Annotated in this window: 30 protein-coding genes and 1 pseudogene; 15 read left to right on the top strand and 16 right to left on the bottom strand. The window is 49.9% G+C overall.

Annotated features, from left to right (window positions below; translation table 11 throughout):
• Positions 1-21: 21 nt before the first annotated feature.
• The 13 genes and pseudogenes from HP572_RS07540 to HP572_RS07480 form a co-directional block, all read right to left on the bottom strand.
• Entirely contained in the window at positions 22-333 is a 312-nt protein-coding gene (locus HP572_RS07540; protein WP_240585234.1) for a nuclease domain-containing protein, read from the bottom strand.
• Between the two features lie 2 nt (positions 334-335).
• On the bottom strand, positions 336-983 hold the full coding sequence (locus HP572_RS07535) for a DUF1367 family protein (RefSeq protein ID WP_240585233.1): 648 nt from the start codon (positions 981-983) through the stop codon (positions 336-338).
• Positions 980-2,896 carry a DNA cytosine methyltransferase gene (locus HP572_RS07530; protein WP_240585232.1) on the bottom strand — a complete coding sequence of 639 codons (1,917 nt, stop codon included), beginning with the start codon at positions 2,894-2,896 and terminating at the stop codon, positions 980-982. Before HP572_RS07530 ends, HP572_RS07535 begins: the two co-directional genes overlap by 4 nt.
• Complete coding sequence (locus HP572_RS07525; RefSeq protein ID WP_240585231.1) at positions 2,893-3,759, bottom strand: phage N-6-adenine-methyltransferase; 867 nt, start codon at positions 3,757-3,759, stop codon at positions 2,893-2,895. Before HP572_RS07525 ends, HP572_RS07530 begins: the two co-directional genes overlap by 4 nt.
• Positions 3,756-4,535: a KilA-N domain-containing protein gene (locus tag HP572_RS07520; RefSeq protein WP_240585230.1), complete on the bottom strand. Its 780-nt coding sequence runs from the start codon at positions 4,533-4,535 to the stop codon at positions 3,756-3,758. The genes HP572_RS07525 and HP572_RS07520 overlap by 4 nt, the downstream gene beginning before the upstream one ends.
• Positions 4,532-4,759 (bottom strand): DNA translocase FtsK, encoded by a 228-nt coding sequence (locus HP572_RS07515; protein ID WP_240585721.1) that lies wholly within the window; start codon positions 4,757-4,759, stop codon positions 4,532-4,534. Before HP572_RS07515 ends, HP572_RS07520 begins: the two co-directional genes overlap by 4 nt.
• Positions 4,760-5,665, bottom strand: a pseudogene (gene rdgC, locus HP572_RS07510) (recombination-associated protein RdgC); the annotation flags it as partial.
• Complete coding sequence (locus tag HP572_RS07505) at positions 5,662-6,480, bottom strand: hypothetical protein (RefSeq protein WP_240585229.1); 819 nt, start codon at positions 6,478-6,480, stop codon at positions 5,662-5,664. The pseudogene rdgC and the gene HP572_RS07505, both read right to left, overlap by 4 nt.
• Positions 6,467-7,393, bottom strand: a complete 927-nt coding sequence (locus tag HP572_RS07500) for a helix-turn-helix domain-containing protein (RefSeq protein ID WP_240585228.1) — start codon at positions 7,391-7,393, stop codon at positions 6,467-6,469. Before HP572_RS07500 ends, HP572_RS07505 begins: the two co-directional genes overlap by 14 nt.
• On the bottom strand, positions 7,390-7,563 hold the full coding sequence (locus tag HP572_RS07495; protein WP_072013586.1) for a DUF4222 domain-containing protein: 174 nt from the start codon (positions 7,561-7,563) through the stop codon (positions 7,390-7,392). The genes HP572_RS07500 and HP572_RS07495 overlap by 4 nt, the downstream gene beginning before the upstream one ends.
• The gene (locus HP572_RS07490) at positions 7,541-7,732 is read right to left on the bottom strand and encodes a hypothetical protein (RefSeq protein WP_240585227.1); all 192 of its coding nucleotides are present in this window, start codon (positions 7,730-7,732) and stop codon (positions 7,541-7,543) included. The genes HP572_RS07495 and HP572_RS07490 overlap by 23 nt, the downstream gene beginning before the upstream one ends.
• Entirely contained in the window at positions 7,729-8,085 is a 357-nt protein-coding gene (locus HP572_RS07485; protein ID WP_240585226.1) for a hypothetical protein, read from the bottom strand. Before HP572_RS07485 ends, HP572_RS07490 begins: the two co-directional genes overlap by 4 nt.
• Before the next feature lie 16 nt (positions 8,086-8,101).
• Positions 8,102-8,347: a YdaS family helix-turn-helix protein gene (locus tag HP572_RS07480; RefSeq protein ID WP_240585720.1), complete on the bottom strand. Its 246-nt coding sequence runs from the start codon at positions 8,345-8,347 to the stop codon at positions 8,102-8,104.
• Between the two features lie 108 nt (positions 8,348-8,455).
• Between HP572_RS07480 and HP572_RS07475 the strand changes: the two genes are divergently transcribed.
• Complete coding sequence (locus HP572_RS07475; RefSeq protein ID WP_240585225.1) at positions 8,456-9,193, top strand: helix-turn-helix transcriptional regulator; 738 nt, start codon at positions 8,456-8,458, stop codon at positions 9,191-9,193.
• Between the two features lie 156 nt (positions 9,194-9,349).
• On the opposite strand, the gene HP572_RS07470 is transcribed toward HP572_RS07475, so the two are convergent.
• Both HP572_RS07470 and HP572_RS07465 read right to left on the bottom strand, forming a co-directional pair.
• The gene (locus tag HP572_RS07470) at positions 9,350-9,715 is read right to left on the bottom strand and encodes a hypothetical protein (protein WP_240585224.1); all 366 of its coding nucleotides are present in this window, start codon (positions 9,713-9,715) and stop codon (positions 9,350-9,352) included.
• 44 nt (positions 9,716-9,759) lie between these two features.
• Positions 9,760-10,311: a hypothetical protein gene (locus HP572_RS07465; protein WP_240585223.1), complete on the bottom strand. Its 552-nt coding sequence runs from the start codon at positions 10,309-10,311 to the stop codon at positions 9,760-9,762.
• A gap of 394 nt (positions 10,312-10,705) precedes the next feature.
• On the opposite strand from HP572_RS07465, the gene HP572_RS07460 reads away from it, so the two are divergent.
• From HP572_RS07460 to HP572_RS07450, 3 genes are all read left to right on the top strand, one after another.
• Positions 10,706-10,963 (top strand): hypothetical protein, encoded by a 258-nt coding sequence (locus HP572_RS07460; RefSeq protein WP_240585222.1) that lies wholly within the window; start codon positions 10,706-10,708, stop codon positions 10,961-10,963.
• 155 nt (positions 10,964-11,118) lie between these two features.
• The gene (locus HP572_RS07455; protein WP_240585221.1) at positions 11,119-11,388 is read left to right on the top strand and encodes a hypothetical protein; all 270 of its coding nucleotides are present in this window, start codon (positions 11,119-11,121) and stop codon (positions 11,386-11,388) included.
• Positions 11,354-11,803, top strand: coding sequence for a hypothetical protein (locus HP572_RS07450; RefSeq protein ID WP_240585220.1), 450 nt, complete (start codon positions 11,354-11,356; stop codon positions 11,801-11,803). The genes HP572_RS07455 and HP572_RS07450 overlap by 35 nt, the downstream gene beginning before the upstream one ends.
• Positions 11,804-12,009: 206 nt before the next feature.
• Here the strand turns inward: HP572_RS07450 and HP572_RS07445 are convergent, their stop codons facing one another.
• Positions 12,010-12,171 carry a hypothetical protein gene (locus tag HP572_RS07445; RefSeq protein WP_240585219.1) on the bottom strand — a complete coding sequence of 54 codons (162 nt, stop codon included), beginning with the start codon at positions 12,169-12,171 and terminating at the stop codon, positions 12,010-12,012.
• A gap of 70 nt (positions 12,172-12,241) precedes the next feature.
• Between HP572_RS07445 and HP572_RS07440 the strand changes: the two genes are divergently transcribed.
• The 11 genes from HP572_RS07440 to HP572_RS07390 all read left to right on the top strand — a co-directional run bounded on the left by HP572_RS07440 (position 12,242) and on the right by HP572_RS07390 (position 19,921).
• Complete coding sequence (locus tag HP572_RS07440) at positions 12,242-12,502, top strand: KTSC domain-containing protein (RefSeq protein WP_212768490.1); 261 nt, start codon at positions 12,242-12,244, stop codon at positions 12,500-12,502.
• Positions 12,503-12,578: 76 nt separating this feature from the next.
• A complete protein-coding gene (locus tag HP572_RS07435) occupies positions 12,579-12,914 on the top strand; it encodes a hypothetical protein (RefSeq protein ID WP_240585218.1) in 336 nt (111 codons plus the stop codon).
• Positions 12,915-13,051: 137 nt separating this feature from the next.
• The gene (locus HP572_RS07430; protein ID WP_240585217.1) at positions 13,052-13,198 is read left to right on the top strand and encodes a hypothetical protein; all 147 of its coding nucleotides are present in this window, start codon (positions 13,052-13,054) and stop codon (positions 13,196-13,198) included.
• Positions 13,199-13,210: 12 nt separating this feature from the next.
• Positions 13,211-14,053, top strand: a complete 843-nt coding sequence (bet, locus tag HP572_RS07425; RefSeq protein ID WP_240585216.1) for a phage recombination protein Bet — start codon at positions 13,211-13,213, stop codon at positions 14,051-14,053.
• Positions 14,040-15,608 carry a YqaJ viral recombinase family protein gene (locus HP572_RS07420; RefSeq protein ID WP_240585215.1) on the top strand — a complete coding sequence of 523 codons (1,569 nt, stop codon included), beginning with the start codon at positions 14,040-14,042 and terminating at the stop codon, positions 15,606-15,608. Before bet ends, HP572_RS07420 begins: the two co-directional genes overlap by 14 nt.
• 40 nt (positions 15,609-15,648) lie before the next feature.
• Positions 15,649-16,788, top strand: coding sequence for a hypothetical protein (locus tag HP572_RS07415; RefSeq protein ID WP_240585214.1), 1,140 nt, complete (start codon positions 15,649-15,651; stop codon positions 16,786-16,788).
• Positions 16,785-17,207: a hypothetical protein gene (locus HP572_RS07410; RefSeq protein WP_240585213.1), complete on the top strand. Its 423-nt coding sequence runs from the start codon at positions 16,785-16,787 to the stop codon at positions 17,205-17,207. Before HP572_RS07415 ends, HP572_RS07410 begins: the two co-directional genes overlap by 4 nt.
• A gap of 15 nt (positions 17,208-17,222) precedes the next feature.
• Positions 17,223-17,807 (top strand): hypothetical protein, encoded by a 585-nt coding sequence (locus HP572_RS07405; protein ID WP_371745327.1) that lies wholly within the window; start codon positions 17,223-17,225, stop codon positions 17,805-17,807.
• A gap of 14 nt (positions 17,808-17,821) precedes the next feature.
• Positions 17,822-18,631 carry a hypothetical protein gene (locus HP572_RS07400; protein WP_240585211.1) on the top strand — a complete coding sequence of 270 codons (810 nt, stop codon included), beginning with the start codon at positions 17,822-17,824 and terminating at the stop codon, positions 18,629-18,631.
• Positions 18,632-18,764: 133 nt separating this feature from the next.
• Positions 18,765-19,379 (top strand): hypothetical protein, encoded by a 615-nt coding sequence (locus tag HP572_RS07395; protein ID WP_240585210.1) that lies wholly within the window; start codon positions 18,765-18,767, stop codon positions 19,377-19,379.
• A 65-nt stretch (positions 19,380-19,444) separates the two neighbouring features.
• Positions 19,445-19,921, top strand: coding sequence for a hypothetical protein (locus tag HP572_RS07390; protein WP_240585209.1), 477 nt, complete (start codon positions 19,445-19,447; stop codon positions 19,919-19,921).
• The last annotated feature ends 72 nt before the right edge of the window (positions 19,922-19,993 follow it).

Here is a 19,993-nt window from a genome sequence, read left to right as displayed (position 1 = left end):
GATATCATATCCTTTTAATAATTACTCATAGCAATTGAGACCAATTATTTTTATGGTCAAATACAACGCCTGTAGCAAAACCTCTTCTTTCTCCCCCTCCCGCCATTCATACGGCACCCGCCCATCAATCACATCGTGGCACGACGAGCAGCCATAAACTGCCCAGAAATCATCCCCTTTATACCCCATGCCATGTGTTGGACTGGGAAGATGACACAATACTGTCGTTTCTGGGTTACCGTTACAGATACCAGAGATCTGCAAGGTGCAAGCCTGCCCACGGGCAGACTCACGTAACGCTTTGCTTCTGAAAGCAGGAGATTTTCTTATCATAATCAAAAGCTCATCAGTTGGCTAACAGCTTGTTCCATTTCATATTGATCAGCAAAATACTGGCTCAACGTCTCATTCCAGATCACGCCAAATACGCCGCGATAAACCTTGTCGAACTTCTCTTGCCCCATATTGACGAATGCAATGCTCCAACGCTGTTTAAGCGTACCGCCATCAGGATTAGGAGCCAGATCGTAGAATCCGGCTTTTACCATGACGTGATTCAGGTAAGCATCTTTGGTTTTAACTGCCTCTGGATCAAAACGGCGCTTAAGTTGTGCCGTTAGCCGCTCCAGAACTCTTTCAGCAATAATCCTCGTAACGTTGTCATACAAAGCAGGATCACCCGCCTCCTGAGCGACTTCTTTAGAAACCTCATGAGCTATCCATTTCTCCCGATCGCTGACAAACGACCACGCAGGTTCCCAATACGAAAACCCCAGATCCAGCAACGCCCAGAATTTACGGTGATGTTTGATATTGCGCCGGTCGCCGATAGGTGTGAGTGAGATCGGAGTGCCAATTGGCACCCCTTTCATTACGTCACGATCGTGATCGGTACAATATTTGATGCCGCCGCCAGGCAGCAAAACGCCCAGCGCTTCAGTTTTGTGCTTTTTCGGTGATTTGCTGCGGGTAGCGGTTGTCATGCGGCCACCTCTTCACGTTCGGCACACATTTCTGGCAAATTTGCACGCACAAGCGCTTCGGCAAACTGAGGTGGAACGGCGTTACCGCACCGCGCAACCTGAGCGGTTTTCGTGTGCCGAACACCGCGGTAATCCATGCCAATGACGTACCAGCCGGGAAAACCTTGGGCGGCGTATAACTCTGGCGGCTGGAGCATACGCAGGGTGATATCTACTAGTACCCACCAGGCACCGCGATACGTCATCAGTACCATTTCGGCGGATTCAGCGAAATATTCAGGAAGATGAGAGTGAAGCAACTCCGCACAGCGGCGTGCCTTCTCACGCAGTTCAGGGGAAAGGGAACCAGCAGGGACTTTTATAACCTCAACAACACCCGCGCGGTCCTTCGCTGTAATGGTGTGCAACGGTTCATCAGCACGCTGCCATTGCCCGCCAGAGCTGTAATACTTGATCAGGTAGGCTGTCACCAGCCGCTGATTACTGCCAGAAGCAGTAAGAGTAGACATAGGCACGTCGGCAGCATGGCCGTCGCCATCGTAAAATCCTCCGTTCGCCTGCTCGAATAGTGCCGTTGTCAGCGCACTCGGCGCAGCGCTGGCCGTGACAGTGTTCAGCGGCGTTTCCAGCGAACGAATGCCATTGCTCCAGCGCCGCGCACCCGTGCCGCATGATTCGCCATGCCCCATATCAATCAGGCTGGCGGTGATCAGCGCATGGTGCGCACCGCTGGCAGTAACTGTTGATAACGGACGTTCTACGCTATGTCCAAAAAGTTGATTTTCATTCGTTCCACGCAACGGAATCATCGTAGGTGCCACAACAGAAAAATGACCGCCTTTGACCTGAGCGCAGAGCGTCCGCATAGGTTCATCAATAGACATCGTGCGCTGATTGCTCGCATTCGCGTGCTCGTTGATGAATGGTGTTAATACCGGCGTTACCACTGCACGGTGATTTTCAGTAGCGATAGTGCCGAAAGGCTGATTGATAGCGACCGGCTTACCAGAATATTCGGGGCCACCAGCCCCAACAATGAACGGTTCGGCATTGGTAAGGACGTGGCGCCACAGCCCCTTCGCAACTCGGCGTAGAGTGTTGTCGGCTAATGGCTTCTTGCGCTCGAAAATCGACGGAGACGAAATCGACCAGTCAATGCAATCCGCTGCTGTCCGCCATGGTTGCAGTTTCCCAGCCTTAACCTCAGGTGATTTCGGATCACCATGGGTAGGTTTAGGCCAAACGATAGGCTGGCCATCGCAGCGAATCACCATAAAAAAGCGCTTCCGACGCTGTGGCGTACCGTAATTATCAGATCGTAATTCGCGGTGATCTACGTTATACCCCAAACCACGCACCAACCGTTGCGCAGGCTCACTATCAAGGGTGATGCCAAGGAATTCACAACATTCCGCTAACGCTGGATGATCAGCAGCTACGCCATCCGACAGCATTCCGACGAATGCCGCGAACGTTTCCCCTGATCGCGCAGGGTCTGGCTGACGTGTGCCGTCAGCATCAAGCAGCAGCGGTCCCCATGTTTTGAATTCGACCACATTTTCTAACAGAATCACGCGCGGGCGAGTCGCTAACGCCCATCGCACAAGGACCCATGCTAGGCCACGAATCTCTTTTTTCACTGGTGCGCTACCACGCGCCTTAGAGAAGTGCGTGCAATCGGGGCTAAACCACGCCAGACCAACCGGGCGGCCGGCAGTCGCCGCGACGGGATCGATATCAAACACCGATTCGCAATAGTGCAGCGTATCCGGGTGATTCGTCGTGTGCATAGCGATGGCATTCGGATCGTGATTAATCGCAATATCGACACTGCGACCAATCGCCATCTCGATCCCCGTTGAAGCGCCGCCGCCACCTGCAAAGTTATCGACAACAATTTCCCTATTTTTCATGCTGCGGCTCCCATGGCTACTGATAATGTTTCTGCGGTTGTGATGATTGCTGAATCCGGTACGCCTTCGAGCTTCAGGCGGTTGATATGACTGCGGAGTTTGTTTTGCAGACCAGCGGGCAGCGTGGTTGCTGTTGAAACCCGCTCGAACAGGAAATTAACTTCCGCAGGCCAGACGGTATTCTCGGTATCTGGAATGATGATCGACTGCTGAGGTGCTAACCGCCCCGCTTCACGCCGGATCTGTGCTAAAAACGCTTCGCCCGTCACCAGCAGCTTTTCCCGCTGAATGTAGCTGATAGCTGGGCCACGCCATTCCTTATCAAACACGGCGATTGCCGCGCCAAAACCTGCGCTGCTAGGAATTTGTTTATCATCTTTCGGCTTGAACCAGGTGGGAACATCAAAGCCAATACGTCCACGAATGAAGGCAACGTGATCGGCGTACTCCGGCCACCACACTTCAGACGTAGCTGATTTGATGAGAAAGACATAGCGCCCGCCTAGTTCCCGCATTTGAGCCGTGTGAGCCATGATGTGACGCATACCGGTGATGTATTCGCCCTCATGCATTTTCGCTGTGCTGTACGGAGGGTTAGCGAATGCGGCGCCGTTCAACTCGGCCAACCGCGCCGACCAGTCCTGCACCAGCGCGTTATCCTCTGCCGTGTAAAACGCCGGACATTTACTATTTTCGCCATCGGTAAACAGATCGAGCACCAGCGGCCCGAACATTGCGTTGATGCCCCAGAAAAGCGGATCAGGCGTGCGCCATTGGTCACCAACATCTTTCAGAAGATGTGCAAGTTCTGATTTCTGACGCAGCAAGGAAGATACATACTCAGTTTCGGCGAAATCGATCATGGGACATCCCTCCCCGCGATAATCGCCAGAATATCTTCTGCACGCGACTCGAAGAAGTGCGGCTGTGTCTCACGCGGATTCGCCGGGCTGGTGATGTTTTTGCCGTAACGCAGTCCCTGTGATGTAACGGACCAAAATGACTTGATCTGCTTCCCTGTGCTGGGGCGCGTTTTACGCTCAACAATCCCCGCGGCCTCCAGCCGGACATACGCGATCGCCGCCGTCATGGTGAAACCATGCTGACGTAACAAATCGGTAAGGGACTTCGTAGAACGGCTGGATCCATCGGCTGCATCACTAGGCGCATCGATGGCGTAGCTAGGCATCAGGTTAGGTATGCCAATGACCGACTGTAATTTTTGATAAGCCCCGAGCTTGGAGCTGTTCGACAGATTCAGCAGTCGAGCTGCAGACTCTACAATCAAGATGCCAGCCTGTACTCGGTCGCTAATATTACCCGTTGCTGGGTTTGCGTTTGCCACGCTATCGAAGGTGCGAATTACACTCAGGTGGAAAGCAGGAGAAATCCACATCGCATAGGCATAAACCAGCTCTCGGCATACGAATGTCCCGCCGTTGCGCCCTTCCAACTTAACTACCGGAATCCCGGTAGTTTCCAGCTCAGCAACGAGATCAGCGGTTTGCTTGTTCGCCAGCCAATAGCTCGGCGCGTGGCGTTTTTCGCTGCCAGATGCCCGATGCAGATCATTCAGATTGTAGCGACCGTCGGCGTCGCGGCGAACGGCAATATTGGCAATCACGATCGGAGTGTTCATTGCACCACCTCCCCGATCACTGCCCGTGTGCCGTCATGCGTCGGCGCGGAGACTACGCCTTTTCTTTCCATCGCCTCAATTAAATGCGCCGCGCGGTTATAGCCAATACGAAAATGACGCTGGAGCCCTGAAATTGTCGCGCGACCGGATGTCAGTACAAACTGAACCGCATCAGGATAAAGTTTGTCGTCCTGCAAATCGTAGTTCTCTGGCTGAGGTGCCACGCGTTTCACTTCGCCGCCCAATGCCGCCGCCAGCTCACTGATAAGCGTCGAGAGTTCACCCGTCAGCAACACGAAATCAGCGTCAAAGCGCGCGACCTCATCTGCACGATCGATGTCGTCATTCTGCTCGAGTAAAACATCGGAGAATTTCAGCTTTTTCAGGCTACCGTCATCGGCCAGCACAAAGCTGATACGTTCACACCATTCCAGCGCCAGCTTGGTGACCAGTTTGCCTGCATCGATATGATTGGTGATTTCATCACTGGTCAGATCCTGATGCTTGCTGCGCAGAATGCCGCCTTCTTCCAGCACGGCTTTCAGCTCAGCTTCTTCCTGCAAGGCAAAACCCGCCGGCGCTTTACCGTTGCGAACCCACTCGGTCAGAGTCAATTCAATGGGCGTTTCCAGCGCCAGCGGCACGACGGGTAGCGATCCCAGCGTTTTACGCAGCAGCGCCAGCGCGTCTTCAGCTTTTTTGCCGCTTGCAGCATCAACGATGATCAGCCCAGCCCCTGCGTTAATCCAGATCTTGGTGGTATGGTATTTACTGAACGCACGCGGCAGGAGCGTTTGGATAACTTCATCCTTCAACGCATCTTTCTCGGTTTTCTTCAGGCGACGCTGTTGCACGGTCTCCATACTGTCGATTTTCGCTGCCAGCTCACGCGCAATCACCGGCGCAGGCAGGATTTTTTCTTCACGCTGCAACGTAAGCATGATCTGCCCGTTAGCCTGGTGAGAAAGCACATCGAGCAGCGGACAAATCGGCGATACCCAGCCCGTTTTCGCTCTGTCCTGGCTGCCGCATGGGGTGAAGGCAAACGGAGCCAGCTTCTCTTCCAGAGAGTCAAACATCACATCGCTATTCAGGCGATAAATCAGTGCATTTTTAAACGTAATACTCATTGGTCAGCCCTTATTGCTTGGTTTTCATCAGTTGTGCTGTGGTCAGCAGCACGGCGTAATTCGTCTTGGTAGCGCTTATCTAATTCCTTGTTTGCTTGTGCTCGTCGTTCCTCCCGTTCATGCCGTTCCTGCGCTTCTCGTTGTTCTTTCTGATCCAGTAATATCCCGGCGAATGCCTGAATTTTTGCCAACATTCCATCCCGTTTTCCTCTGTCCACCTTTGGCGGCGGCAAGCTGACGGGCGGGGATAAATATCGCGTAGCGTCCGGTGCGGGTAGTAACCCTGCGTTAACGGCCTGCTCTATCGCACCTTTCACAGCCCCTTTGTCCCAGCCTTCCGAAACCGTCCACTGCGGCAAGACGCCAGAAGACTGAGCAGTAGCAACCAGGCGGTCATAGGCTGCGATAAACGCCATCCGAGCCCCAACACGATCGCCATCAGAGAAAATAGGTTCAGCAACGCGCCATGCCTGAGCGATCTCCGTCGTCCAAATCAGCGTGTTAGCCTCATCCTGAGCAGGCAGCGCGATTGCCCACGCTTCATTAGCGCTAACCCATGAAGGCCGGCCGGTGAGCCGCTGGATATTGCGAATGATATCGGCGGGTTTTGGTGCATAGCGCCCCAATTCGGGATCGGTGATCCACTGGCTGAGCGCCTGCCGGATCAGCCCGATATCGAATGAGCCGACGGCATTCCAGTACAGACGGATAACGGATTTCGATGAATCCTTACCGTACACGGCCAGTGTCGCTTTCAGCAGTTCGGCAAATTCACGCTTCTCCGCCAGCTCGGTGCGTTCGTCAGTAGCGACCATCGATATCTCCCGGGTTATCCAGCGCCTGTGCTTCCTCCTGTAGCCACTCTTCGAACACCTGCGCGTTACGGGCTTCAAGCGCTTCCTGCTTGTTCAGCGGTACAACGCCGCGCACAGCCTGATTACGATTCGCCAGCCATTCAAACTTCAGCCCCTGCCATCCGGCGGCCATCGCTTCACCCAATGCCTGATCAACCGTCCAACCAGCGTTAACGGCTTTCGTCAGCTCTTGGCTGAGAATATTCACAACGGTTTGCGTGATCGGGGCGCGCTTGGCTTTGCGATGCTTCACGTAATCCCCCCAGACCTGATCACTGGGCAATGTCGGGAACGCAGAAAAATCGAATTCAGCCAGTGGTGATTTCAGCGCGATTTTTCGCGCGGGCGTACCTTGTGATTCATGTTTTGAATTTACTTGTGGATCATGTGTTGAATTTACTTGTGGATCGCCTCCAGATTCTGGAGGGTCAAAACATGCTTTAGCGCCAGATTCTGGAGGGTGAAAACCGTTTGAACCTCCAGATTTCAGAGGGTCAGATTTTGACCCGTCAGATTCTGGAGGGTGAGGATTTGATACTCGTTTAGCCAGTCTGGCCGCTTTAACTTTGGCTATTTCCTGTAAGGCAACTTCTTCCAATCGCTCTGCGTTCAGGTAATACAGATTTGAGGTATTACGGTTACCTTTACGGCGTCCTTCACGATACAACCAACCCGCTTCTTCCAACTCCGCCATTGCGCCACGTATGGTGCTTTCCCCAGCCCCTAACTGTCGGGCAATGGTTTCCACGCTGGGATAGCTGATACCGTCATCATTCGAGTAATCAGCCAAACGCACCATGATCAGAAGTTTTGTATTTTTTATGCCATTGGCGGCACACGCTTCCCATACGTGGCCGGTTAACTTGCTGCTCATTTGACCTCCGTATAATATTTCTGAAATTTCCACAGCGGCTGGCTGCACTCATGCTCATAGCCAGCACGCATAAAAATCACCTGCTTGTTAGCGCGGTCATACCCTATGACATGCACAATCACGCCGCGCTGATCTCGATAGCGCCGATCAAGAGACTGCACATGTGTCATGATCGCCTGCCGTGTGCATTTCTGCCTGAGGCTGCTGGCGGGAATAAAATGCCTGCGCCATACCAGACAAAGCCCCTGTGATTGCCAAACGCCGAGTTTCATCCCCGGCGATATCAAGTTTTTTACCGATAATTTCGGCAATCATTTCGATACCTTGCGTTTGATTCATCGCGCCGCTCCTTCCGGTGACAGTGGCAACCAGTCAGGGATCGGCAGACCTGCGGCCTTGAGTTCAGAATGAACGTGCTCCAACATTTCAGGGGATTCGGCGAACATAGCCAGAAAGCCACGAATGGCGGCGGTATTAGTTTCAACGGCGGGATTGGATGACATGGCGCCAGCCACGCTTTTGATGGTGGCCGCTTCGCTTTCCGTCCAGCGGGTTTTGATCTGGTCTTCCCGCACAACATGGAACGGTAAACCAGCCTTGCCCACTTTCTTGCGGGAAAGCAATTCCTTGCGAACGCCAGAAGCGATCGCGGCCCCTGCCGTTGGTCCGGCAGGTTGACGTATTGTGGTCATTGGTTAGTCCTTAATTTTACTGCTTTTCCAAACTTTGCACTTGGTCAGGGTGCGGAAATAGATGTGGCAAATCTGGGCGAATTTGGTATGCCGAGATGATGTTGTTTGTTGCAATTTCAATGCGCTTGGCATTTTCAGCAGATACCTTCTTCTTTCCGTGCAGCCATGCCCAAACGGTAGGCTGCTTAACGCCGCAGGCTGTGGCTAGCTTCTGCTGACTGCCAACAAGTTTAATAGCCTCGGAGATAGCTTTGGTAGACATAAATAAAACCCCTAGTTTTAATTCACGAAAATAATAACCAAAGCTATTCATAAAGTAAATAACCATAGCTATTTGACTAAAAATAGCCACAGCTATAAGTTTATGCCTATGAAAAAAGAGACTTTTGCAGACAGGCTGAATCTGGCCATGAGGGAATCAGGGGTTAATCAACCAACCCTTGCAGAGGCTATTGGTATTAAACAGCCAAGTGTGTGGAAGATGACCACTGGCAAGACCCAAAACCCTCGAAAATTGCTGGAAATATCAAAAGTTCTCAACGTCCGGCCGGAATGGCTATCTAGCGGCGAGGGGCCAATGCGTGCCGATGGTTCAATACCATCGCAGCGAGAATCTTCCGTACCTCCCAAGTCAGAATGGGGCGCGGTAGCAGCCTGGGATAGCAAAACAGCCTTATCAGAGGATGAAGTAGAAGTGCCTTTTCTTAGGGATATCGAGTTTGCCTGTGGTGACGGGCGCATTCAGGACGACGACTACAACGGCTTTAAACTTCGTTTTTCTAAATCAACCTTACGCAAGGTTGGTGCAAATACTGATGGTTCTGGCGTGCTTTGCTTCCCCGTTACCGGTGATAGTATGGAACCGATGATCCCTGACGGCACCACTGTCGCAGTGGACACCAACAATAAGCGCATCGTTGACGGTAAAATTTACGCCATTGCTCAGGAAGGTGGTGGCAACGATAAACTGAAGCGCATTAAACAGCTTTACCGCAAGCCAGGCGGAATTGTGGTGATCCACAGTTTTAACCGGGACACCGATGAAGAGGCCTATGAATCCGAGCTGGAGATTATCGGGCGGGTTTTTTGGTATTCGGTATTGATATAGTGCTTTCTGATTATTGTGACTGCCATAGTTGGGATTGGTAGCGATTTAAAGGGTAAGAGTAAATAAAACGCCCATTTTTAATAAGGGCGTTTTTGTAAATTACTTATTACACGCTGGATGATGCTATCTTGTGCTTAGTATCTAAAAATCGGATTTTCAGGCAAGCGCTAACGCAAAAACTAAAGCCAATCCGTTAAAGATCGCCGATATTCCCGCCATCACACAAACAGCGGACAGAAATCGCAACAGGAACGTCTTAATTTCCGACAGCTTTCGCGCTAGTCGCCAGAATCCCATACCAATATTAGCGACATAAATCCCATAGAAAATCATGATCGCTATAACAAAGTATCCCACCCAAACACTACCGTTTCCAAGGCGTCCTAAGAAAAAGTAATTAATGGTAGCAAGGAGAAACGCAACAGTAAGATGCACGAACGTCACACCTACCCCATAGTCTCCACGCGATAGTTTCGCCAACCAACTGTTACTTTTTATATTTTCTGAACGAACAAGAATCATGATATTCTCAGCTATAATTGCAGAATACACCTGAACTAAAAAATTTACCCTTGAGTGATACAGTCCGAGTTGGAATACAGGAGCGTTACATCACCCGTAAGAAAGCTATAGGTGAAACTAGTTTTACCTCTCATTTTTGAAATTGGTAATGTATTACACAGGTTTTTTCTAAAGTTATCTCTGGCTATTTCACTTATTCCCTTTTCTACATCTCGGGTTAACCCAATGCCATAGACGGAGTATTTATAATAAATTGTATGTCCTTCGACATACATATCCTCAAGCACTGTGTATTCATCTATTTTTTTTGGTAGTCCATACTTTATTTTTTCTTTTTCATATTCATTTTTCACTGCACCCCATAATTTTTCATTGCTATAATTTTGCTCTATTGACGGTGCCGAATTATCTGGGTAAAGAAAATTTTTCACATCTTGCTTGGTAACTTGCTTCCCAATATCCTTCCCTATAGTCCCCGCAACAATCGCAACCACAAGAATTATACCTTTTACCAGCCAACCTTTGATTTTACTCTCACCCTTTACCGATGGGTTGCTTTTGTACGCGACGCTTTCACGAGGTAGAGCAAGATCCATTGGTGCTCCGCAGGTCTTACAAAACCTATCCCCAACATCTACTGCTGAATGACACTTCATACAATACACAAATCCTCCTTGACGGTGCTCATGGCACACACTGTTCCGCCCCTTAAGGATTTATACACCGGATATTCAAAAAAATAAATATCCTTTATTTTCAATAACAAAAACTAAAAGCTATATAAAAACAACCAAAGATATTTACATTAAAAATAGCTTTGGTTATATTTATTTCATCCCAAGCGGATACGCTCTTTAAAAATCAGGTTAAGTTGCACATTCCTACGGTCTGCATGTACCGGTGCGACGGCTACGGCTAAACATGACAGCGATTTTACTCAGCATCTGATCGCCAGGTGCTGCAATAAGAGCACTGAATGAGGATAAAAAGATGAGCACAGGCCCTAGATTTGCACGAGTTTCAGTCAGAGATAGCGAAGATTATCGACCATTAAAACTATCTGCAAAAACAGACCGCGAGGCAATGGCGGAGTTAGATAGATTTGTGGTTGATGGAGAAAAAAATGAGGCGTGGGCCGTGACTATTCTCGACGACGGGCGCACATACATGACCAAAAACCATAACGGACAGGCGGTATGTAGGTTTGACTCATCAATGGAATTTACTCCCGCGCAACCTGCCCAGTAGAAATCAGGCGCACGAACCGGATCCCTTGTAAGAACGAAGCAGTGCCATCCCGGTAAACGCGGCGGCATCACCCTATCGCGTAGCCAGCAGATGTGTAGCCTTTCGGCGGTGCGGAGTTTTCCTAGCCAATCCGTCATTTTTTTGAGGACTGACCAATGACCAAACCACGTAAAAAACGCCGTACCGCGAATGCTCGTCAGTGCGTAGAGAACCTTCAGCGCATTACTCAGCGGAAAAGTGACCGCGTAGCCAGAGCGCTGGCGGCTACAGCTTTCCGCGAATCAATGCCAGCCCCTGCCCAACCGCAAAAGTTGCGTTCAGTTAAAGCCAACGACGGTAGCGATCCAGATCGTTACGTTGGCTACTCAGCGGCCGGGCGCCAGAAAATACGTGGCAGCAGCAAAATTCCACGCGGCGTTTACTAAATACCTAAATCAAGCTCACTTCGGTGGGCTTTTTTTTCGCCTGAAAAGCGAGTTTTACGCCTCACCAGGGCAACCACAGCCACCTTCGGGTGGCTTTTTTATTTCATTTATGAGGTATCAGATGGCCTGTAAGTGTTTTCAAGAAACCAAGAAAGCAATGGATAAGCGCTTGCGTGATGCCGTTGCCGACGACTGCTTTGAGGTTGAAGAATCCGATTTTGATAACCGCGTATACGTTCTCGCTAAAGGCGATTACTGCGGTGTCATGCTCCCTTACCGTTTTCGTTACCGCAAGCGCAAAAAGAATGGAGAGCCGGAACAGCGCTGCACCAACGGTGACACAAATATCGCAATCAACTTTTGCCCATTCTGCGGCACCAAGTTTGAGGGTAAGCCGGATGAGCAAATTTTGTGATATGTGCGGCACTAACAAACGTGGCAGCAATCACTGCCCTAACTGCCAAGAAGAGGCATACATATTCCATGAACAATACATGAACCCGGAGTATTTGGGTAATGGGGAAATGCTGGAACCACCCGCGCCAGACAGCGATTTCATGCGAAAAGTGAGAGATCAGCATGGGTGATGTAGGCGATCACTACAGGGATCTAAAACCCTTCTTAAAAGAACAGCGCCGCAAAGCCCGAGATGGTGCGTATGAATGTATCAAGGCGTTCTTCATCAGAAATGGCATTCAATTGGAGGAAGGAAATAACACCCTGATATTCCGTACACCACAAGGCACCGTTTGTTACTACCCACCTAGCCAGAAAATGCAGCATAAAAATTCCTGGAAAGAATGCAGCCCGACCTTCTGCATGAACTATGTACTTAAACTAAGAGGACTCACCAATGACCATCAACATGACTCCCGTTAAATCATCCCAGATCCACAGCATCGGTCACGACCCAGTGACCAGCACGCTGGCTATTCGTTTCAACGGGCGTGATAACGCACCGGGCAACCTGTACCACTACAGCAACGTGAGCGCTGATGATTTTGCGGCGTTCTCCGGCGCTGATTCAGTTGGCAGCCACTTCTATCGCAACATTAAGCCTCACACCGACCGTTTCCCTTATCAGCGCATCAATGAGGAAAAGACCGAAGAGTAACTAAGTAGGCTTTCACCATGCGCCCCGCTCATACAGGGCGCATGAGTAAGTTTATTGGCAAAAAGCGAGGTTTCCGATGAACGAATACAACTACCAACGAATGCGGGAGGAACGGCTTGAGCGGTATGAGAGCAAATTGCATACCAGCCCGAGGGAAAAAGCTGTGCTGGAAGAACGCATTGAATTACTGCGCCAAAACGGAAATTTTACCGATCGCCTGAAACAACTCATCGTATCAGAGTGTGTTTCTGGCATTGAGAAGCGGCCAATTCTTCGGCTAGTCGAATCGCCGGAAATGGCTGAGTGTTTAGGCGAGTTTCAGGAAAGGTTGTTTTTCATGACGGTGGCCACTGAACGCATCAGTGAGCTTGATGCTGAAGAGAACAGCGTACCTGATGAATTTCTCTGGTAGTGCAAAAAGAGAAAAGCCCCAGTTTGCACCGGGGCTATCCCGGTCAACAGCGACCAAACCGTTGACCATAAGGACTGACCAATGACCATAGTCATCAGCAGTTGATCGGGGACCAACCCGATCCGGGGAATCATACCATGACCATCCGTTCCGTTAAATACATCCAGTACCAGCACCGTATCGGCAGCCACAATATTCACCAAAATCCACAGCAAAACAATGGGGTGATGTTTCCTATCATTATCATCCTTGTTGCATTTTCTGTGTTGTCATTAATTCTGTAATAAGGACTGACCATGACCAGCAACACTATGACCACGTCGGCGTTACCGCCAGCGATGGCAAGCCTCGGCATTGATGAGCCGACCTGGAGCGCACTGAAAAGTAGCGTTTTCCCTGGAGCCAAAGAAGAATCCATCATTCTGGCAGTGCATTACTGCCACGCCCGCAGTCTCGATCCGCTGATGAAACCCGTTCATCTGGTGCCGATGAACGTTAAAGACGCCCAATCAGGGCAGTATGGGTGGCGTGATGTGGTCATGCCCGGCATCGGCTTGTATCGCATTCAGGCCGACCGCTCAGGCAGTTACGCCGGGGCAAAAGAACCTGAATTCGGGCCAGATTTCACCCAAAGGCTGAATGAAATCGACATCACCTTTCCTGCCTGGTGCAAGTATACCGTCTACAAACTGATGCCTGACGGCCACATCGTGGAGTTCAGCGCCAAAGAGTATTGGCTGGAGAACTACGCAACTGCCAGCAAAGATACCAAAGCCCCCAATGCCATGTGGAAACGCCGACCTTATGCACAATTAGCAAAATGTGCAGAGGCGCAGGCGTTGCGTAAGGCATGGCCTGAAATCGGTCAGCAGCCCACGGCGGAAGAAATGGAAGGCAAGGATCTGGATTACAACAATGCCCGGGACATTACGCCGAAGGCGGCAACATCTGAAACATTGGCAATTCCCTATTACCCACAAGAGCGTTTCTCCGCCAATCTGACCGCCTGGCAACAACTGATGGAAAGTGGCAAGAAAACCGCGCAGCAAATTATCGCTACCGCCAGCAGCAAATACACCCTTTCCGAAGAACAAGTCCTCGCAATCCGCGATTTGGAGCCACCTCATGCAAATCATTAATGTCCAACAGGGCACCGATGCCTGGCACGCACTGCGTGCCAAATATTTCACCGCCAGCGAAGCCCCCGTGATGATGGCCGCTTCCGGCAAAATGCGCCGCGATGAATTGCTGCGCATGAAAGCAACGGGCACCGAACGTGAGGTTAGCGAATGGGTGCAGAAAAATCTGTTCGATAAAGGCCATGAGTACGAGGCTGCCGCGCGGGTTATGGTCGAAGAGATTATCAGTGATGAACTTTTCCCAGCCACAGCCGTTTCTGACGATGGTCGCTTGCTGGCGTCGTTCGACGGTATCACCATGATGGAAGATACCGTGTTTGAACATAAGATGTGGAACGCATCATTAGCCGAACACGTTAACAATCACGACCTGCCGCCAGAGTATTACTGGCAGTTAGAGCAGCAGCTACTGGTCAGCGAAGCCAGACGTGCCATTTTTGTGGTATCCGATGGCACGGAAGAGAATTTCGCTTGGATGGAATACCTTCCCGTCGCCGGGCGTGCTGCTGCTTTACTCGCAGGATGGGAACAGTTTGAACAAGATTTGAAAAGCTATTCAGCCCCTGTCATTAACGAGCTGCCACAGGGCAAGGCAATAATGCGTTTGCCTGCGCTACTGGTTGAGATTGAAGGAACGGTGAAGCAATCCAACCTCGCGGTTTATGAGGGGGAAGCACTGGCCTTTATCCGCGCTATCAACACCAATCTGACCACAGATCAGGATTTTGCTGATGCAGAAGAAACGGCCAAATTCTGTGATAAAGCAGAAAAAGAGTTGGATCTGATTAAGCAGCAAGCACTTTCGCAAACGGTGCAGATTGATCAGCTATTCCGCACCATCGACATCCTGCGCGAGGAAATGCGCGGTAAGCGGCTGGAGTTAACCAAACTGGTTAAATCACGCAAAGACGAGATCCGCGCGGAGATTATCAGCAAAGCAAAAGAGGATTTGGCGCAGCACATCAATATGCTGAATGCTGATCTGGCCGTCGTCCGCCTTCCTCCTATCCCTGCGGATTTCGTCGGTGTGATTAAGGGCAAGAAAACGTTGGTTTCTCTGCACGGTGCGGCAAACGACGAACTGGCTCGGGCGAAGCTTGAAGCCAATCAAATAGCCGCGCAGTACCGCGAAAACCTTAAACTGTTTAATGCTGTGCCACCGGAATATAAAAACCTGTTTGCCGACCTGAATCAAATCGTTGGCAATAGCCCAGACCATATTAGCTTGTTGATCGAGCAGCGCATTTCCAGCCAGAAAAAATTGGAAGAAGAACGCTTACAGGCACAGCAGGCACAGCAGGCACAAGAAATAGTAACGGAGACACCGGTACAAGCCACACGTACGTCACTCTATCCACCAGGCGCAATCAACTGGCCGGAAAATTTGGGTGAAGCCGCTCAGGTTGCCACAGCACAGCCTGATCTGAAACGGCTTCTGGATTTGTTGTTGGTCGATTTGGCTGGTGCCGAAATTAAGATCACCAAGCCGACAGCAAAAAAATTGCTGGATGCCGTCGCCAACAATCTCGTCCGCTCCTTCACTCTCCGCAATTAATTCTTTTCCCCTTACTGGGGAATAACATCAGGAAATCGTTATGACAACCACAACAACCGCCGCGGGCGTGTTGGAATCTTCCCTGCGCCCCGTTCGGGCGCAACTCGATTTAGCGATCGAGCAAACCACAGGGATCGTTCAGCGCTCGGTCGAAAGCGCTACGGTTTTATTAGACCAAGCACAGGCCCTGTGCATCGAGCAACTTAATAAAGAAGTCGATGACTACAACGCCATTATTGACCGGCTGGAAGCTGCCGAAAACGACCTGACCACCAAATCGTTGGCACTGACACAGACTCAGGAACGCATCGAAAGTGCAGAACTGACAGCAGCAGAAGCCACTGCCGAGCGTGATAGCGTCACTGCAAAATATAAGCTGGTCATAACCGAAAAGGGGATGCTGGCGACTGAGCTGAACCAATTGAAATCCCTTAACCCTGAGCGCCTCAAAGCACAGTTGGCGCGCGTAAAAATCGATCTGAACGATAGCCGCACACTACGCGACCAGCAATTGACTGAAATCCGCCGGCTGAAGAAGGAACTGGCTGATAAAACCAGCAAGCTATCAACGATGGTTCAGCTCAACGATGAATTGAATCACGCGATCACCGATATGAGAGCGCGTCTACAGCGTGCAGATGGTGATGTTGAGCAGCGTCACTGGCAGACTGCCGACGGCGTACAGTTCTACTTCTACACCTTCCAATGGGGATTGCAGCTTTACTCCCCTGAGTATGACGTAAAAATCCTGAACGATATCGACTGGCACCTTGAGATCCGCAGCACCATCGGTATCTGCATGATCGTGTCAGTGTCGGAATGGTCGGTGCCAATCTACCCCACGGTAGAAAACTTCAAAGACTCATGGCCGGAAGGCTTAACGGAAGCCGTTACCGCACGAATTCGCGAGCTGCTGGAAGAAACGCATCCTCACTTAGTCCGTCGTGCTGAATGGGCGGAATCCGTGTTGGCCGGTTCGCTCCCGTTGAAAGAGCAGCACCTCGACCTACTCAGCGCTGCGGGCATTCACTCACTGTTTGATGTGGTGCGCCGCACGCCGGATGCGCTGGCCGAGAAAGTAAAAGGCTTTGGAATCAGCACGGCCCGCCAGGTGCATGCGAAGTGCATGGGGTTGGTAAAGGATTGGGAATTGGCACAAAAACAGAGCGAGGCCGCATGATGGATGAAGAATTGAACCCTGTTGGCGTGTTGTTTAAGCCAGAAGACGACAAATGTAATTGGTTGCCGGTCATCATTTACCGCATGCGCACCCGGTCATCAATACGCGTGGGGGAACCGTATAAACCAGAGCCTAAACCCATTTACACTGGCTATGGCCCTCAGAAACAGCAACCAGCAGCCCCACGTATTGGCGCACGGCGTAATTACTCGTCATCCATCATGCTCGGCATCTATCAGCTGCACCGCCGCGGCATCAACGAAAATGTGATCGCCAAAGATACCAGTATCCCGGTAGGTGATATCCGCAAACTGCTGGCACATAAAACCCAAGTTCAGCGCAAGCAGTGGCAACTTGCTCAGCAGTTACCGTTGCCGTCTAAAGCGGTGATTTTGAATCGTCTGGGTAAGGAGGTTTGAGTGAAAGAACGTGGAATGATTTTCAACGGTGAAATGGTTCGCGCCATTCTTGACGGGCGTAAGACGCAGACTCGGCGGGTTATGAAGGTAGATCATGAGCACGGGATGAAAAATCCCGTTGTTCGCGGGAGGAATGGAGAGGTTAGCTATGTTGGCTGTCGTCTCGCGGCAACCCTATGCCCATATGGAGAGGTTGGCGATCGGCTCTGGGTGCGGGAGACGTTTGCAGCTCTAGAACCCGGAAGCTATGAGCAAGTTAAGCCTAGGCAAGGATATTGCCAAGATTTGCGTTACGCCGCGACAGACTGTCTGGCTAAATCTGATGCCAATATTCGTGGTTATAAGTGGGTGCCATCAATCCATATGCCACGTTGGGCCAGCCGTATTCTACTGGAAATCACCGATGTGCGTGTTGAGCGGCTTAAACATATCCCGCGTGATGGGATCATCGCAGAGGGATATCCAGCGGAACGAGCCACTGATGGTGGTGAATACGATCCGTTCCTCTGGTATCGGGATTTATGGGAATCGATTTACGGCGCAGGAAGCTGGCAAGCCAACCCGTGGATTTGGGTTATCGAATTTAAGCAAATCAAATAAGTAAGGACTGACCAATGACCAATAGCACCACTGAAAAAAGCACTACTGTAGACACGTCTGCACTAAATACGCTCCCCCTTCCCGAATTGCTGGCAAGCCGCATTACTCAATTCGCCGCTAGCCCCGCAATGCTGGAAATCATCGACAAGCATGTTGCACGCTTCGTTGAAGAAGTCGTCAAAGATTCCTTTTGCACTTGGGATAATTTTGGCAAAGGCGTTAAAGATGCTTTCAAAAACGCATTACCGGGCGGCATAGAACGTGTTGTAGACCTTGGGCGATACAACGCCATGATCGAAGAACGCCTACGCGCCACCTTCGCCAGCAGCGGTATAGCAAATGACATGATTGCTAAAGCAGAGGCAGTGCTTAACGATGTCATGGATGAAAAGTTGTTGTTACCAGTTATCAAGTTAAGCGCATTGATGGAGGCGTTTATCAAAGATAACGCAGAGCGTGCCGCCGAAGAAGGCTGGGACTCACCCTCACTTGAGATCGTAGACGGAAGTTACCCCTGTGACGATTACCGGACTATCTATTTCGATAAAAAGCCAGAAAGCAGCCGGAAAAACCGCCATTCCTTATCAACCGCACGCCCCAACAATCGCTTAAGCCTTGCTCCAGTTGATGGCGAAGTATTTGAAGGCGAGCAGGTCTATCGTATTTATGCAGCAGCGATCGATGACAAGCTCGTACAAGACCATCTCAGCACCGATCTTATCCGCAGAGACTGGGAAAAAATGATGTTTGCCCTGTACTACGGGCAGTCAAAAATCATCATTGATTGCTATCCTGATGACTTTTCCTACCCGCACTACGATTAATCCTCTGCTGATATTTCCATAACATAGCCGCATCCGTTCTGTGATACGGCTCTCTCCCCCTAACTACACATTGCAGTATATGTAGATTGGTCTTTAATAAAAAAACACAAGATAGAACTGAATTGGAGAGAAAATGAAAAATGAAAGTAGCAGTATACCTAATGGGTATGTAGCGATCGGAAACAATATGGGGTATTTCACTGACCAGAAAAAATTCGCACAGGTAGCATCATTAAGTGATGAGGCAGCAGCAACGGTTAAAATAACATTAATTCATGAAAACTTCTTAAACATATACATTGAAAACATACGAAAACCAGGCACAGAGAGTTTTGTAAAACCAACAAGATATTTTATGCCAAAGATTGAATTATCCGTGGCATTAGGGCTACCAGTTTCACTAGCAAATGCCTTGTTATCATTTAACTCCATTAGAAATAAATTTGCTCATAACATTGACCATGAGATAAGTTCATCTGATATTGATCTAATTATTAAAACTGCTGAAACCATAACAGTGAAAGAAATAAATTATTGTGGGGCATTAAACACTGAGATAGTATCATCCATTTTAGATGATGGGGTATACAGCGTAACCATTATGAAGAATATACCATACTCAACATCTATCAAACAAAAGAACATCATAAAACTATCTGCTGCGGCATATTACATATCAATCATATGCGCAATGTTTATGGTTAATGAGTTGCATTATCGAGGTATTCTTGAGTTAAAAACCCCTTGATTATAAAAATACCAATAAGCCGCCTAACCAGCGGCTTTTTTATTTCCTAAATTTAGGAGGAACACATGCCTCAAACCTGGTCAGTTCCATTCCCAGAATCGAAAACTGAATATAACGGCCACCCCGTCTACTGGCGATATTTTGAAACCATTCAGGAGGCGGGAATTGAAGTTATCGCCGAGCAATATATTGCCTTTCACCAGACCAATAGCTATGCCTTTCTATGCCCTGCTCGCTGGGCTAAGGATTATGATATCGATCGGGATAAGGCTCGATGGCTCGACGGATGGAAAAAGAAAAATATGCGATACGCGATCAAGAAAGTCGCCAAATCAGCAGAACGCTCTTTTGCCTTTCCATCACAGCGACTGGCGTTAGAAAGCCTGCTACGTCGAAAGAAATATCACCTGGAACGGTTAAAGCAGGATATCGCCATTATCACCACCGTTGTTGAAGAAATGAAAAAACTGGATTTGTCATCCCCTCAGATCGGATACAACTTCGGCCATAACGCCGAAACGGAAACCTGGACTTTCTTCTAACCTAAGCCCCTTCCCTACACTCACCAAACGACCAAAATACGGGTGTGTCTTTGGCATGCCCTTTTATACAAG

It is taken from the genome of Pectobacterium sp. PL64, from assembly GCF_022477975.1.
GTDB classification, from domain to species: Bacteria; Pseudomonadota; Gammaproteobacteria; order Enterobacterales; family Enterobacteriaceae; genus Pectobacterium; species Pectobacterium jejuense.
The sequence above is the reverse complement of the archived record's forward strand: the minus strand, read 5'-3'. Positions and strand labels throughout refer to the sequence as shown.